At 36.9% G+C, this 15195-nt stretch carries 18 protein-coding genes and 1 other annotated feature; of the genes, 12 read left to right on the top strand and 6 right to left on the bottom strand.

What is annotated here, in order from left to right; all coding sequences use genetic code 11:
• The first annotated feature begins 11 nt into the window (after window positions 1-11).
• The 3 genes from fabF (at window position 12) to CIL05_RS12475 (ending at window position 2643) form a co-directional block, all read left to right on the top strand.
• Window positions 12-1253, top strand: coding sequence for a beta-ketoacyl-ACP synthase II (gene fabF / locus CIL05_RS12485; RefSeq protein WP_095655874.1), 1242 nt, complete (start codon window positions 12-14; stop codon window positions 1251-1253).
• Between the two features lie 348 nt (window positions 1254-1601).
• Complete coding sequence (locus CIL05_RS12480; protein WP_095655873.1) at window positions 1602-1808, top strand: YuzI family membrane protein; 207 nt, start codon at window positions 1602-1604, stop codon at window positions 1806-1808.
• A gap of 79 nt (window positions 1809-1887) precedes the next feature.
• Window positions 1888-2643, top strand: a complete 756-nt coding sequence (locus CIL05_RS12475) for a YjbA family protein (RefSeq protein WP_095655872.1) — start codon at window positions 1888-1890, stop codon at window positions 2641-2643.
• A gap of 192 nt (window positions 2644-2835) precedes the next feature.
• Here the strand turns inward: CIL05_RS12475 and trpS are convergent, their stop codons facing one another.
• Window positions 2836-3831 (bottom strand): tryptophan--tRNA ligase, encoded by a 996-nt coding sequence (gene trpS / locus CIL05_RS12470; protein ID WP_095655871.1) that lies wholly within the window; start codon window positions 3829-3831, stop codon window positions 2836-2838.
• Between the two features lie 65 nt (window positions 3832-3896).
• Window positions 3897-4071, bottom strand: a binding site (T-box leader).
• A 73-nt stretch (window positions 4072-4144) separates the two neighbouring features.
• Window positions 4145-4369, bottom strand: coding sequence for a hypothetical protein (locus CIL05_RS22420; RefSeq protein WP_206207782.1), 225 nt, complete (start codon window positions 4367-4369; stop codon window positions 4145-4147).
• Window positions 4370-4626: 257 nt separating this feature from the next.
• Here CIL05_RS22420 and CIL05_RS12460 point away from each other — a divergent pair, with 257 nt between their 5' ends.
• The gene (locus tag CIL05_RS12460; protein WP_095655870.1) at window positions 4627-6207 is read left to right on the top strand and encodes a BCCT family transporter; all 1581 of its coding nucleotides are present in this window, start codon (window positions 4627-4629) and stop codon (window positions 6205-6207) included.
• 192 nt (window positions 6208-6399) lie between these two features.
• Here CIL05_RS12460 and CIL05_RS22815 read toward each other — a convergent pair whose 3' ends face one another.
• Both CIL05_RS22815 and CIL05_RS12450 read right to left on the bottom strand, forming a co-directional pair.
• On the bottom strand, window positions 6400-6576 hold the full coding sequence (locus CIL05_RS22815; RefSeq protein ID WP_095655869.1) for a YjcZ family sporulation protein: 177 nt from the start codon (window positions 6574-6576) through the stop codon (window positions 6400-6402).
• Between the two features lie 35 nt (window positions 6577-6611).
• Window positions 6612-6716 carry a YjcZ family sporulation protein gene (locus CIL05_RS12450; RefSeq protein WP_095655868.1) on the bottom strand — a complete coding sequence of 35 codons (105 nt, stop codon included), beginning with the start codon at window positions 6714-6716 and terminating at the stop codon, window positions 6612-6614.
• A 213-nt stretch (window positions 6717-6929) separates the two neighbouring features.
• Between CIL05_RS12450 and CIL05_RS12445 the strand changes: the two genes are divergently transcribed.
• Entirely contained in the window at window positions 6930-7193 is a 264-nt protein-coding gene (locus CIL05_RS12445) for a hypothetical protein (RefSeq protein ID WP_095655867.1), read from the top strand.
• A gap of 114 nt (window positions 7194-7307) precedes the next feature.
• Here CIL05_RS12445 and CIL05_RS12440 read toward each other — a convergent pair whose 3' ends face one another.
• Entirely contained in the window at window positions 7308-8084 is a 777-nt protein-coding gene (locus CIL05_RS12440; protein ID WP_095655866.1) for a DUF2268 domain-containing putative Zn-dependent protease, read from the bottom strand.
• Window positions 8085-8238: 154 nt separating this feature from the next.
• On the opposite strand from CIL05_RS12440, the gene CIL05_RS12435 reads away from it, so the two are divergent.
• Together CIL05_RS12435 and CIL05_RS12430 are read left to right on the top strand one after the other, a co-directional pair.
• On the top strand, window positions 8239-8478 hold the full coding sequence (locus CIL05_RS12435; RefSeq protein ID WP_095655865.1) for a class I SAM-dependent methyltransferase: 240 nt from the start codon (window positions 8239-8241) through the stop codon (window positions 8476-8478).
• A gap of 60 nt (window positions 8479-8538) precedes the next feature.
• Window positions 8539-8985 carry a GNAT family N-acetyltransferase gene (locus CIL05_RS12430; RefSeq protein WP_095655864.1) on the top strand — a complete coding sequence of 149 codons (447 nt, stop codon included), beginning with the start codon at window positions 8539-8541 and terminating at the stop codon, window positions 8983-8985.
• Window positions 8986-9130: 145 nt separating this feature from the next.
• Here CIL05_RS12430 and CIL05_RS12425 read toward each other — a convergent pair whose 3' ends face one another.
• Window positions 9131-10009, bottom strand: a complete 879-nt coding sequence (locus tag CIL05_RS12425; protein WP_095655863.1) for a DMT family transporter — start codon at window positions 10007-10009, stop codon at window positions 9131-9133.
• Between the two features lie 153 nt (window positions 10010-10162).
• On the opposite strand from CIL05_RS12425, the gene CIL05_RS22810 reads away from it, so the two are divergent.
• The 5 genes from CIL05_RS22810 to CIL05_RS12405 all read left to right on the top strand — a co-directional run bounded on the left by CIL05_RS22810 (window position 10163) and on the right by CIL05_RS12405 (window position 14979).
• Complete coding sequence (locus CIL05_RS22810; protein ID WP_276245345.1) at window positions 10163-10294, top strand: hypothetical protein; 132 nt, start codon at window positions 10163-10165, stop codon at window positions 10292-10294.
• Between the two features lie 155 nt (window positions 10295-10449).
• Window positions 10450-11643, top strand: coding sequence for a M20 family metallopeptidase (locus tag CIL05_RS12420; RefSeq protein ID WP_095655862.1), 1194 nt, complete (start codon window positions 10450-10452; stop codon window positions 11641-11643).
• Between the two features lie 189 nt (window positions 11644-11832).
• Window positions 11833-12639 (top strand): MBL fold metallo-hydrolase, encoded by an 807-nt coding sequence (locus tag CIL05_RS12415; RefSeq protein WP_095655861.1) that lies wholly within the window; start codon window positions 11833-11835, stop codon window positions 12637-12639.
• A gap of 194 nt (window positions 12640-12833) precedes the next feature.
• Complete coding sequence (locus tag CIL05_RS12410; RefSeq protein ID WP_095655860.1) at window positions 12834-14045, top strand: putative glycoside hydrolase; 1212 nt, start codon at window positions 12834-12836, stop codon at window positions 14043-14045.
• A gap of 340 nt (window positions 14046-14385) precedes the next feature.
• Complete coding sequence (locus tag CIL05_RS12405; protein ID WP_095655859.1) at window positions 14386-14979, top strand: GNAT family N-acetyltransferase; 594 nt, start codon at window positions 14386-14388, stop codon at window positions 14977-14979.
• Window positions 14980-15195: the final 216 nt, after the last annotated feature.

Below are 15195 nucleotides of genomic sequence, written 5' to 3'. Positions count from 1 at the left end.
AGGATACCTTTATGGATGAAAGAAGAGTGGTCATAACAGGCTTAGGGGCGGTAACACCTTTAGGAAATAATGTTGAAACAATGTGGGGAAATATTTTAGAAGGAAAATCAGGTGTTGATTTTGTAACACGGGTAAACAAAGATGATTTTCCGGCAAAGGTTGCAGCAGAGGTGAAAGATTTCGACCCAACGGATTTCATGGAGAAAAAAGATGCACGCAAGATGGATCCATTTACACAATACGCTGTAGCAGCTGCTAAAATGGCAGTTGAGGATGCTAAGCTCACAATCGATGAAAGCAATGCAAACCGTGTTGGTGTATGGATTGGTTCAGGTATTGGCGGAATGAAGACATGGGAAGAGCAGCATACAAAGCTTCTGGAAAAAGGACCGAAGCGGGTCAGTCCATTTTTTGTTCCAATGATGATCCCGGATATGGCAGCAGGGCAGGTGTCCATTCAATTAGGCGCAAAAGGAATTAATTCCTGTTCGGTAACTGCTTGTGCATCTGGTGCAAATTCCATCGGTGATGCATTCAAAGCAGTTCAGCGTGGTGATGTGGATTACATTATTGCCGGCGGAACAGAGGCACCTATTTCAAACATGGCATTTGCTGGCTTTTCTTCAGCCAAGGCATTGTCATTGAATGAAGATCCACAGAAGGCAAGCCGTCCATTTGATAAAAATCGTGATGGTTTTGTAATGGGTGAAGGTTCAGGAATACTAATTCTTGAAACACTGGAATCAGCATTAGAGCGCGGAGTTCATATTTATGGAGAAATTGCGGGCTATGGTGCAACAGGGGATGCCTATCATATTACAGCACCTGCCGAAAATGGTGAAGGTGCAGCAAGGGCCATGCAGCATGCACTGGATGATGCTGGGGTTACGCCTGAAGACGTGGATTATATTAATGCACATGGTACGAGTACTGCACTTAATGACAAATTTGAAACAACAGCGATTAAGACGGTTTTCGGGGAACATGCATACAAATTGGCAGTATCCTCAACCAAATCGATGACAGGCCATCTGCTTGGTGCAGCTGGTGGTGTTGAAGCTGTAATATCAATTAAAGCAATTGAGGATAGTGTTGTACCAGCAACAACGAATTATGAGACACCTGATGAGGATTGTGATCTGGATTATGTTCCAAATGAAGCAAGAAAACAGGATGTTGATGTTGTTGTAAGTAATTCATTAGGATTTGGCGGGCATAATGTTGCATTAGTATTTAAAAAATATAAAAAATAGATTGTTTATGTGAAAGCTGACCAGTAGTGTGTACTGGTCAGCTTTTTTCGGTTGTGGGGTGGGTGGTTTTGGGGTTGAGAGAGGGGTTGGGAGTTGAGAGACAGCACCCGGGAGTTGAGAGAAAAGAGGAAATCCTTACTTATCTCTCAACTTTCTTTAGGGATCTCTCAAGTTTGGCAGGTTTTCTCTCAACTATACTTAGTTATCTCTCAACTATACACTTGTATCTCTCAACTTTCTCACCAAAATCTTCCCACACTCCAAATAACTCAGGTAATTAATATTCATTTATTCACTTGTCCAAGCATAAATTAATAAAAACAATGGGACAGGCTTGGGTGATAATAGATGGGATATATATTTTTATTTTTAATTGGATTCGGACTTGCTGTCGCTGGCGGGGTAACTATAATTGCATACATGAATTTCTTGCCTGCAGGAATAGGGTGGGTAGATTACTTTATTTTTATTAAAGGCAGAATTGAGTGTTATTTTCTGCCTGCTGGAATTATATTAATGGCTTTTGTAATTTATCATTACCCAAACAAACTTTAATCTCAGCAAAAATAGAATATTTTTTCCAATTGATGGTCATAATGTATTCTAAGTTGAGTTATAAAAGTGAGGGTTGATTATGTTATATTTGCATGATGTGTGGGTGAATTGGTTTGAAGGGGAAGAAAATGGTTATAATGTATGTTATTTTCATGAATGGCGCAGAGAAGATGCAATTGAACTGCTGGATCAGGTTCCATTGCTGTACATAACTGATGAACTATACAACTATATTGAAAATGATATGCATGATTTACCTAAAGCGATGCTAGATACAATTTACAAACGAGCTTACATGCGAAAAGGCCAGGATAGATCGGTATTGGATTATGCATGTGTTGTAACGAACGGTAATGATATATTGGCAATGGATACCATTGGCTATCAAATACCAATTCGAAAAAGCAGATTAATACCAAGGCAGGAGCAGCTTGTTTATGACATGATCCAAAACACGAAACCGCAGTCTTTCCAATACGATGATAGAAATTATGAAAAAGAATATCATATTCTTTCCATGAAACCGGAACTTATTTTTGGATTAACTAGAAAAGAACGACAACTGAAGCAGCTTTTAATGATGGGATTAGATCAATTACGAACAACAAATAATCCAAAAGAATTACGTTATTGGCTGACAGAATGGGATCCAAAAACCTATCCATTTAATCGATTCATGGATGAAAATAAGGTATGGGACGAGTTATACAAAGGCGTCCAGCAGGGTTGGAGTGCTGCACATGAAGAGCTATGCCTAAAGTTAATTAAAGGCCAGCCATTCCTTGAAAAAATGTGGGAGATTGAAAATGGCCAGGAGCAGAATGCTTCGAAATAGCTTTTAATTACATGTGTGTGGCTTGTTTTACCTGAAAAAAGCCGAAGTTCACAAAGAATATGCTGATGTTCACAATGAAATGGTTAGAAGTTCATAGTGAGATGGTCAGAAGTTCACAGCAAAATGGCTGAAGTTCACAATTCATTATTCACAAATCAAAAGGGCGTTCCCATATTCGGGACGCCCTTCATTTTACTTCTTCTTTTTAACTCTTCCAAGTCCCATAGCCTTCTTAGCTTTTGCTACAGTTTTATTGGCAGTAAAAGAAGCCTTTTCTGCACCATTATCCAAAATTTCATCCAATTGATCGGATTCGAGTAGAGCATAATATTCATCTTGAATTGGTTTTAATACATCAATTACAGCATTTGCTACGCCTTGCTTGAAATCTCCGTAACCTTTACCTTCATACTTTGCTTCCAGCTGTTCAATGGACTCACCACTGCAACTAGAATAAATTGTCAAAAGGTTGGATACCCCCGGTTTATTTTCCTTATCAAATTTTACGAAGCCTTCTGAGTCGGTAACAGCACTTTTAATTTTCTTCTCAATTTTCTTTGGTTCATCAAGCATGGAGATGAATCCTTTATCATTTTCGTCGGACTTACTCATTTTCTTCGTGGGCTCTTGTAATGACATAATACGCGCACCAACTTTTGGAATTCGAACTTCTGGTACGGTGAAAATATCATTGAAGCGATTATTAAAACGCTGTGCCAGGTTTCTTGTCAGCTCCAAATGCTGTTTTTGATCCTCTCCAACTGGAACCAGATCTGTTTTATAAAGTAAAATATCTGCAGCCATTAAGGAAGGATATGTTAATAAACCTGAAGAGACACCCTCTTTTCCTTCTGATTTATCCTTGTACTGTGTCATTCGCTCCAGTTCACCAATATAGCTTATCGATTGCAACATCCAGCCAAGCTGCGTGTGTGCAGGAACTTCTGATTGTACAAATAATGTGGAACGTTCCGGATTGATACCAGATGCAAGATAAAGTGCGGCAAGTGAACGAATGTTATTTCTTAGTTTTAAGCGATCTTGGGGAACAGTGATTGCATGTTCATCTACAATACAAAAATAACAGTCAAACTCCTCTTGCAGCTCGGTAAACTGCTTCAGTGCTCCTAAATAGTTTCCAATCGTTAACGTGCCACTTGGCTGTATTCCGGAAAAAATTGTCTTCATCTAACTTCACTCCATTTATTTTTTTTATAATTTCAGGCATTAAAAAAAGCCCATTTATCCCGTCAAACAGGGACGAATGAACCGCGGTGCCACCCTAATTATTCTGCATTTGCAGAATCACTTAAAAAATTAATTAGCTCAAAAGTCCAATTCCAATTTACCTTGATGCTTGTTTTCACCGGCCACAAGCTCTCTAAAACCAGGAGATAAAAAGTACTACGCCTTTTTCATTGCTAATGATATTAGTTTTTATCATTATATATTTCATTTTAATGAAGTGCAAGTGGAAAGGAAATCTAACATCCATCATTACTCATCTAATAACTTCGTTAAAAGAGTATGTTTCACCATTTTTATAAGCTTCCATTGCTTGTTCAATTTCTGCAAGTTCCTCTTCTGTTAATTCCTCATCTTCTTCATCTAGCGCTCTCCTTAATAGCCTTTTCATCATTTCATCTACAACTTCAACCGTATAACCTTGTTCTCCTGCTAATCTGTCCTCTTCAACTGCTAGTAGGTTTTCGCGAAGACGAAGCACTACTTTCCCTTCGAGTAAAAGTTTCCATATCCATTACAACTAAGTCACCTTCACCATTCTTGGTCAAATAAACAGGCTCTTGTGATTCCTTGCAAAGGGCGGAAATTTTATTATAATTATTTCGTATTGCAGCAGATGTTTTAATATCAAATATTCGCCAGTTTACATACTTATCATGTACACATGGTAAATCAAATTTTGGAGCATATTAAGGAGGGATTTTTAAACTAGAAGCTAAAAAGGAAGGGTGTTACATCGTGAATAGAAATATAATTGATTGGTCAACATTTATAGGAGCTTTATTGATTATTTTGGCTGTATCTTTACCACTTATATTTTTCCCGGAAACGGGAGCAGAGGTAATCAATCTGGCAAATACATTTATGACGACCAATTTTGGGGTATTCTATATCCTGCTTGGAATAGCGGCATTATTTTTCCTTTTATATGTAGCATTTAGCAGGCACGGAAAGATTAAGTTAGGCGGAAGAGAAGTGAAAAGGGAATTTAACACCTTTTCTTGGGCAGCGATGCTGTTTTCTGCGGGTATCGGTTCAAGTATTCTTTATTGGGGAATGATTGAGTGGGCGTATTATTATCAGGCGCCACCATTTAATGTAGAACCAGAATCGGGGGCGGCCATTGAATATGCGACATCTTATGGGATTTTTCACTGGGGTCCAATTGCTTGGGCAATTTACACATTGCCAGCACTGCCGATTGCCTACTTTTACTATGTTCGAAAAAAGCCCATACTGAAAATTAGTGAATCTGTTCGACCGGTATTAGGGAAAATGGTGGACGGTCCAATAGGGGTTATTATTGATGTCCTGTTTATGTTTGGCTTAATGGGTGGGGCTGGAACGACATTGGCTCTTGGTACACCAATGATTGCAGAAGGCGTAAGTGAGATTACAGGTATTTCAGTTACGATGGGACTTCAGGCAGTGATTATGCTTCTCGCAACGGTTATATTTGCTGTAAGTTCCTACTCCGGGCTGCAAAAAGGCATCAAATTTTTAAGTAATGTGAATATTTATTTGGCCTTTTTCTTACTTGGCTTTATATTTCTCTTTGGTCCAACATTATTTATTAGTGAAACAACTGTAACCAGTTTAGGTATCTTAATGAACGATTTCTTCCGGTGGTCAACATGGCTGGAACCTCTCGCAACTGTAGATGGTTTTCCTGATTCTGGATTTCCAGAATCATGGACGGTATTTTACTGGGCATGGTGGGTTGTTTATGCCCCATTTGTCGGGTTATTTGTTGCTCGGATTTCACGTGGACGTACGATTCGGGAAATGATTTTAGGCACGATGATATGGGGAACGTTCGGAAGTGTGTTGTTCTTTGGCATCCTCGGAAACTATGGAATGTACTTACAGCTATCCGGTTCATTTGACGTAATCGGATTTATGGATGTAAATGGTGCACCAGCTACGATTATTGAGATATTGAATCAGTTGCCAATGGCTGGAATTATTGTGGTTATCTTTACGATATTAGCGTTGATTTTCTTAGCAACGACATTTGATTCCGCATCCTATATTTTAGCTGCTGTGGTTCAAAAGCATATTGACACGGGAGAACCATTACGTTGGAACCGCCTGTTTTGGGCATTTACGCTTTTATTACTTCCAATGACTTTAATGTTTATCGGGGGTCTTGAAACACTACAGACAGCAAGTATTGTTGCTGGTTTCCCGGTTCTATTTATCATGTTCTTACTCGCCTGGTCCTTTATGAAAGCATCCAGTGAAGACTTAAAAGCACATAGAGAATACCGTGCAAACGTCATCTATATCGAGCGAAAAAAGACGGATAAGTCTAAGTAAACTGCAATAATCCTCATACCGTGAAAAGAGATGTTTTGATGAAGATGCAAATGGGACATATTGTTTACTATTATTTAGCTGTGCATTAAATAACTAAAATGGCTGTCGTGTTGAACGACAGCCATTTTTATCCTAACAAGATTTCATAAGATGGTAATCTTGGAAAGTCATATTATTTTTTCAAGAGCAATTTTAAAAACAAGCTGCTCCCACAATAATTAATAGGATAAACAATACAACGATTAACGCAAAGCCGCCACCAGCACCGTATCCAGCACCGCCAACAGGTCCACCATAGCCATATCCGGCTCCAGCAACTGATCCTCCGCAGCCACAGCCGCCTCCACTAGGTCCAAATCCAAATCCCATGTGAATCCTCCTAACATTTCATTATATTTTTAAAATTAAAATCCAACATAAGCCGTACCTACAATAATTAGTAGGATAAACAATACGACAATTAATGCGAAACCTCCACCGTAGCCATATTCAGCAACTGGTTCACTCATGAAAACAACACCTCCAAACGTATATATCTAGCGTATGTAGAAGTATTCATACTGTCTAGACGGATACCCATGTTTAAGGATCTTTAGGCTTCCATTTTTTTGTCCCTAAGCTTATTTTCAATCTCCACGAAACCCCTAATGCATTTGTCCTTTACTACAATTAATGCCAATACATACAATGTCATATATCTATTTAGATATGGGGGTGGAAAAATGTCGGTTGGTCATTATCATGCACTTTGTCAAAAATATAGAGGAAGAGCTGTTGAAATAAGAACCCATGATGGAATATGTCACAGAGGAATTATTCAGCGTGTTAGCAACAACAGGGTATTTATACAACCATTTGGACGTAATAGAAATTTAGGTGGATTTGGTTATGGTTACGGCTATGGATATGGATTTGGTGGATTCGGATATGGACTTGCATTGGGTGCAATTGCTGGATTAGTTTTACTTCCATTTTTCTTCTGGTAATTTGATATAAAATTACTATCGTGAGGACAGTAAAACAGACGAAGTTTTTCGTCTGTTTTATCTCTCCTATGCCTAAGCAAGTTACTCTCAGGAAGTGGAAATAGTTCTTCTCTTTTATACCTGTGCAATCGTATCGGATTTAATCTCCAACAATTCTTTAGACGTTAATTTGTTTGTTTTCATATAGTTTGTAACCAGGTAATATCCGATACAATACCCTATCATTTTGGGATAGCGACGTAATCCATATAAAATGTCCTGATGTTTACGTTCCATTTTTAAAGTATTTTTATTTGGAAGAACCAGCCCATTCCATAGTTCCTTCAACTGGTCTTCTGAATAATACGTTGTCCAGCCAGCAACAAATTTTTCACCAAATCTTTCACGGACTGCATTTTCAGCCAGTCCTTCTAAAATAATTGTATCCAGCAAGACGTAATCTTCTTCTTTTTTTGAATAGCTGGTTAGACGACAAACGTGGTTATATTCATGCGTAAATAGTGCTTTTATTTCCTTTTCTGTATTATCCTTTGAAATAAATAAAAACAGTTTATCGTTGAAGGCAAGACCGGACTTTCCGTTATGTTCCTGTTTCATTTTTCGATTGTTGGGATCTGAGGGAAAGATAAAAATTGGAATACTCGGCCCTTCCCATAATTTTTGAAGTTGTCTTTTTTCCTTTTGGACAAGTTCCCATACTTTATTATCCTGCAATTGTCGCACGAATTCTTTCCCATTCTTTAAGGGGTAACGATACATACCATGGGAAATTAAATGATTATAGATTTCGGGCGCATATACATCTTCAAAGTATGCCGTTAGCTTTTCGCACAATTCAACCGGCCTGTCATACAAATCCAGTAACCATTTATCTGTTCTAATTACACTCATAGCAATACTCCTTATTACACATCTTTTACATAAAATATGTATCTTGCAATTAAACGTTACCTTCCTAAATCCTACATACTAATAAGGTAACCGAATTCTTTCAGCCATCATATTGTATATGTAATTATTACACTTGAAAGGAGCGGGACTAAGCTTGAATAACACATATCTCGATTGTTTAGCATTATTTGGTGTTGGGGGTGCCCATCCAGGGGGGCTTCAATTAACGAAAAGAATATTATCACAGGAAGATATAAATGAAGAGAAGCGGGTTCTTGATGCCGGTTGTGGTACTGGTCAAACAAGCGCATATATTGCAGAAACCTACCCATGTCATGTTACATCATTGGATTACAATAAAATAATGGTGGATAAAGCAAGAAAAAGGTTATAGAGTTTTTAGATGCTGTGTGTAGAATGGTTCAGAGTCGTTTTTGAAGGGGGGTGTAAAAGAATGACTATTAGAAAAGCTACTTATCATGAAACACAAGAAATATTGGATTATTCAATAGATGTATTAAAAGAAGCAAGCATGGGTTATGTTATTCCAACACAGGAAAAAGCACATCAAATGGTGTTCTCGTTTTTATCTGCTGGCTATTATCTTGTCTATATTGAAAAAAATGTTATAAAGGGCTGGATTGCTGTCACAAGTACGATTGACTATTATACAGATGATACTGTCGGGATCATTCCAGAAATCTATGTACTGCCAAACTATCGCAGACAAGGGTTAGCAGAAATACTTTTTAAAGAAGCACTTAAGCTTTTGAAAGAGGAGGGGTATACAAAAGTCCAATTAAATGTTTTTTCAGGAAACCATATAAAACATCTTTATCAAAAGCTTGGCTTTCAGGAAATTTCTACATTGATGGAAATAAAATTAGATAATGAAATCTAGAAAGTTATTTTCGTCATTGCAATCATAGGGAAATGGTTAGTGGATTTAGTAAATGTTTTTTTATATTCCACAAATTGTTACGATTCCAATTCTGATTTTGATCGTTTCGTTGTCATCTGGATCTCACTTTACCATTATCAATTACCTATTGGTTGTATAATTCTTTTCGTTGATATGTTGAAAGTATGACGCCTCCCACAATAAATAAGGAACCTATTATCTCTACACTTGTAATCGGCTTGTACAATAAAATTAGTCCCATAATCATAGCTACAAAAGGTTCTAAATTAGATAATATTGATGCATTCGAAGCATTGACATGCCGAATATTGTTATTCCAAATAAGTGTAGCGATACCGTGTACAACAATTGCTGTTCCAATTAGAAAAGCCCAATCGGGAATATTCATACTTACCCGTATTGGATTGTCTGCTACAAAAACAAACGGAATTGAAACAATAAAGCCAACAATATTCGAATATAAGGTAATTGTAAGTGGATCAACTTTACGTGAAAGCACCCTTGTCATAATAATCATGATGGCGAATGTTATCATCGTAACAACAATCCATAACAAACCTTTATCAATACTTAAAGAGGACAAGCTCCCTTTAGCTACAACAAAATAAATGCCCACTATCGCAACAACAGACCCCAGCAACATGCGAATCGTCAATTTTTCCTTTAAGAAAATGGCTGCCAAAAAGCCAGTTAAAATAGGAGTTGTTGCCAGAATTAATGCAGATGTTGTTGGATCAGCGGTTTCTAATCCCACAAAAAAAGTCCATTGATTGATAAATACACCAACAATCCCAAGAAAAGTAATAGCAAGTAAATCTGTTTTATTTAAACGTTTAAAATGTTTTTTATATGAGGCTATTCCAATTAAAAATAACACAATAAAGAAAAGCCTGAGTGATGTTAATAGAGAGGGCGAGAAATCCTGCAATAAAATTTTTCCGAACACAAAATTACTGCCCCATACTAACACACAAAAAGTGAGCCACGTATAAGCTTTTAACATATTTTTTTATTCTCTCCTAGATGAAAATTACAACTTTACTATTATAGACTTTATGGTCAGTTACATATACTTTTTTGCTTTGGTGATGTTAGATTAGTGTTGGAAGAGAATTTTTAAAATGAAAAGAAAAAATTAGCTTCGGGGGTTTATGAAATGGAAAGCTCATTAAACAATGTATTTATTATTGTGATTCTATTAATCCCTATGAAAACAGATACAGGAGATATAACATCGAAATTTCTGGATGATTTCAGCGTTGATTTAATGTATATTTTTCAAGATTGACCGGGATTTTACAGTAAGAATTACACATAATATTAATTCAGTTGCTGCTTTTCACCCTAACCCTAATAATTCCAAATCATTCGGGCATAAGTAACAGATATTGAAAGCATTGTTTTAAAGACATAAGGGTAAAGTCAGATAAAGGAGGTTATCCTGTGTTACTCACAGAACTATTGGAAAAATTAGATGCAAAGAAGGATCGTATCATAGAAATACGGCGATACCTTCATGAAAATCCGGAAGTTTCGTTTCAGGAGGAAAAGACCGCTGCTTACATCGAAGCATTTTATAAAGATTTACCAGTGGATTCAATGGAAACAGATTTTGATGGGCAAAGAGGGATCGTTGTTACAATAAAAGGTGCAAACCCAGGTAAAACCATTGCAATTCGGGCAGATTTTGATGCATTGCCAATCAAAGAGGAAACAGACCTTCCATTCGCTTCTAAAAATGAAGGTGTGATGCATGCGTGTGGACATGACGGGCACACCGCATACATGTTGATCTTGGCTGAAACGTTAGCGGAGGTAAAGAAACAATTAACGGGGACGATTAAAGTCATTCATCAACCAGCTGAGGAAATGCCTCCAGGTGGAGCCATCGGTATGATTAAAGCAGGCGTTTTAGACGGAGTGGATGCCGTGTTTGGGATTCATGTCATGTCGATGATGGACACAGGAAAGGTATATTACAGAAGTGGAAATACTCAAACCGGAAGATCTTACTTTAATCTGAAAATTCAAGGGAAAGGCGGACATGGTTCCTCACCACATATGGCAAATGACGCCATTGTCGCAGCAAGTTCATTTGTTATGAACTGTCAAACGATTGTAAGCCGCAGAATCGATCCCTTTGAAACTGCTGTTGTAACAATTGGTTCCTTTGATGGAAAGGGACAATTTAATGTCATCAAGGATGCCGTAACACTTGAAGGGGATGTGCGAACGATGTCACATGAATCTCGTGATATTGTGGAGGAACAGGTTCGTGAGTTTGCCAAAGGATTAGAAGCTTCCTATGGTGTCGAAACGATCCTTGAATATAAGAATGACTATCCAGTACTATATAATGACCCGGGAGTGACAGAACAAGTCCAAAAGGCTTTGGAGCAAGCCTCTATTCCGGAAGTAGATGCTGTCGAGGAAACAGTGCCATTGCCACCATCTGAGGATTTCGCTTATTATCTTAAAGAAAAGCCAGGCTGCTTTTTCTATGTAGGTGCAATGCCCGAGGATAGGAAATGGTATCCGCATCATCATCCCAAATTTGATATTAATGAAAAAAGCCTTATTATAAGTGCAAAGGCAATGGCGGCAGTTGTAGCGTCTTTCTGTGATTCTGAAAAATAGTAGTTATACCAACCGAACTTAAGCACAAGATCTCCCAGAGAATTCTTGTGTTTTTTGTATGTAAGGAGTGGAAAAGGACTGAACATATTTCGCTAAACAGTAGATCTACATATTTATTTATTAAAAATGAATAATCATTCATTTTATGCTATTCTGTATATATGATAAGGGTGGGAAGGGGAAGGATGTATGTTTCTAAAAAGGAAATCTTTAATAGGTGAGATGAGTAATGTACGATTCATAAATGGAACGGTAACATTAAAGAATGTGAAGTTAAATGTCTGCAGCTTTGAGACTGACGGTGTTTTAATTGATACTGGTTCAAAATCATTGCTAAAGGAATTTAGTCCATTTTTTGCACAGGCAGATGTAGACAAAGTTATGATTACACATTTCCATGAGGATCATACTGGAGGGGCAGCGTTTTTACAAAATGAATATAAATTACCTATTTATATGAATGAAATGACAATAGGAGAATGTTCGCAAGAAGCGGATTATCCGTTGTATCGACAATTATTTTGGGGAAAAAGAGTTCCCTTTCAAGCGGAGCCGATTGGCAACACATTTACTTCCCGAAATGCAACGTGGGATGTAATCAATACCCCGGGACATGCAAAGGATCATCTATCATTTTTGAATCGGGAAACAGGACAGTTGTTTTCAGGAGACTTATATGTACATCCCAAAACGAAAGTTGTATTACGTGAAGAAAATATACCTTCTATCATCAATTCAATAGAAAATGTGCTGACATATGATTTTGGTGAGTTATTTTGTTGCCATGCGGGATATGTGAAGGATGGGCGTCAAGCGCTAACAAGGAAGCTTGATTATTTGAAAGAACTGCAGGAAAATATATGCTTACTGCAAAAGCAAGGATATAATGAACATGAAATTAAGGAAAAGGTTTTTAAAAAGAAATATCCGATTACATTTCTTTCTGGCGGTGAATGGGATTCGATTCATATCATTAGATCAATTCTTAATAACTAATAGTGAATAGGCGGATTAGAAAAAAAAGCCAATTAAATTATGAAATATTAGATATATTTTTATGTATTATCCTTTTATTTCCATTCTTTGCCGAACTATAAAAAAATTCGACAAAATATCTAATTTTACCCATTCATTTATCTATCTTTTTCATATATACTAGATTTAAAGTAAATTTAGGAGAATGATAGTATATGAGGAGAAGCCAGCATAGAATTTTTACAGTTATAAGCGTTCTACTGCTCTGTTTTTTAATACCTATAACAAGTAGTGGAGAAGAAACACTTCAAGCAAGCGTACATAAAGAAAGACAAACGAGTTTAAAATTAATTGATACAGATAAGCATATGAAACGTTTTACATATGATTCAGGCTACAATTTTGAATATCCTGATGCGGTCAGAGGGATTTATGTGACGGGTAATTCAGCAGGTGGCAGTCGTTTTGAAACACTGCTTGATCTTGTTGAAAACTCTGATTTAAATGCGATGGTCATCGATATTAAAGAGGATCATGGTAATTTAACGTTTAAACCGAAAGAGGGATCACCCTATGAGGATATCGCTAAGAATTTTATAAGTGATCCGGAAAGCATGATGCAGGTTCTTGAAGAAAAGGGAATCTATCCCATTGCCAGAATAGTAGTTTTTAAGGATTCGGTACTTGCAAAAAAACGACCCGATTTATCTTTTACTAAAAATGGTGAGGTCTGGGTAAACAATAAAGGAGAGGCATTTGTAAGTCCATTCCAAAAAGAAGTTTGGGAGTATAATGTGGAAATTGCGAAGATGGCTGCAGAAATGGGATTCCAGGAAATTCAGTTTGATTATGTTAGATTTCCGGAAGGATTTGAAAGCTACGATTCGGAGCTTCAATATTCCCTTGGTGATTATGAAGACTCTGAGCTCAACAACATAAAAAAACGTGTTGAAGCTGTTACAGATTTTGTCGCATATGCCAAAGAAGAATTGGAATATTACGATGTTGATGTAGCAGTTGATATATTTGGTTACGCAGCAACTATTGAAGAGACACCAGGTATCGGGCAGAACTTTTCGAGGATCTCAAATAATGTAGATGTTATTTCATCGATGATATATCCAAGTCACTGGACATCCTATTTTGGGATTAAAAAGCCTGATATGGAGCCTTATAAACTTGTAACAGAATATGCCAAAGTAGAAAATGAAGTATTGGGTGCACTGGAAGAGCCACCGGTTTCAAGACCATGGATTCAGGATTTTGAAGCACCATGGTTATACAGTGGGGCTACAAAACAATACGGAAAAGCTGAGGTAGAAGCTCAAATAAAGGCACTATATGAAAACGATATTTATGAATTTTTATTATGGAATGCAGGAAATACTTATACGAAAAATGTTGATTATAAAATCGGCCTGGAGTAAATCCGCCAGCAGTGGGTTGCTGTAAGGTGAAACAATAAATAATAATACATGAATCAGGGAAGCAAATAGTTATGGAATTTGTATCCCTGATTTTATGTTTGATCAAAATTAGCATATCCATTGGATTAACATCAGCCTGAGGCGAAACATCAGCTCGAAAGCTGGAACATAAGCCCGAGAGCCGGAACGTCAGCCAGGGAGCTACATCATCCATCAAAAGACCCGGACATAAAATTTAAAAAGAATTACATACTAATAATAGCTTGTTTTTCCATGAGCATTTAACAAACCACCTTTTTTCCGTTATACTAAAAAAGACTAAAACTTAAGGAGTAGATCAATGAATTGGTATGAAAAGTTAAAAAAATACTTTCCAGTAGAAGAAATGAAATCAAAGGAGCATATGGAAATGCTTTTAGATGAAAAGGGGGATGTATATTACAAGGATGAAAGCCCCCAGCATGTAATGATGTATGCTGAATTTGATAGATTTATTTTTATCGATTATGTATGGGTTTCCACTGAAACAAGAGGCCAGGGAATAGGGCATCAATTAATTGAAAAACTTAAAAAGAAAAATAAGCCTATTATTCTGGAAGTGGAGCCGGTTGATTACGATGATACAGATACTGAAAAGCGTCTTCACTTTTACCACAGAGAAGGATTTACTCACGCACAATCTATTGGATATAACCGACGTTCATTAGCAACAAATGAAGAAACGCCACTGGAAATATTATATTGGTCTCCAAGTGATGAATCAGAAGAAATGATTTTTGAGCAAATGAAAAGGATGTATGAGGATATTCATACATATAAAGATAAAGAAATTTATGGTCAAGCGTATCAAACAGTCGATGAGGTTTTAAATTATGATGAAGATCGTGATACACAGGATATTCTGGAAAGCTTAAATTCACAGGAAAAAGCGTAAGTATAAATAAAATGAGTCTATTTCATAATTTCAAAAGACTTGTTTTAGTATTCTGTTATAAGAATGGACAGGTAAACGTTTTTAAAATTTATTAAAGTATTTTCAGTTTATATGTTTAATTGAAAATGGAATGGGGTATCTTACAAGTACATGAAAAATTTGTGAACATTTGAATGTACCCTGTATTTTTCTTGGATACCCCCTACCTTTTACTTG

The sequence above is a fragment of the Virgibacillus profundi genome (assembly GCF_002287375.1).
Classification (GTDB): domain Bacteria; phylum Bacillota; class Bacilli; order Bacillales; family Amphibacillaceae; genus Virgibacillus_K; species Virgibacillus_K profundi.
This window is presented reverse-complemented; position numbering and strand designations above follow the sequence as displayed.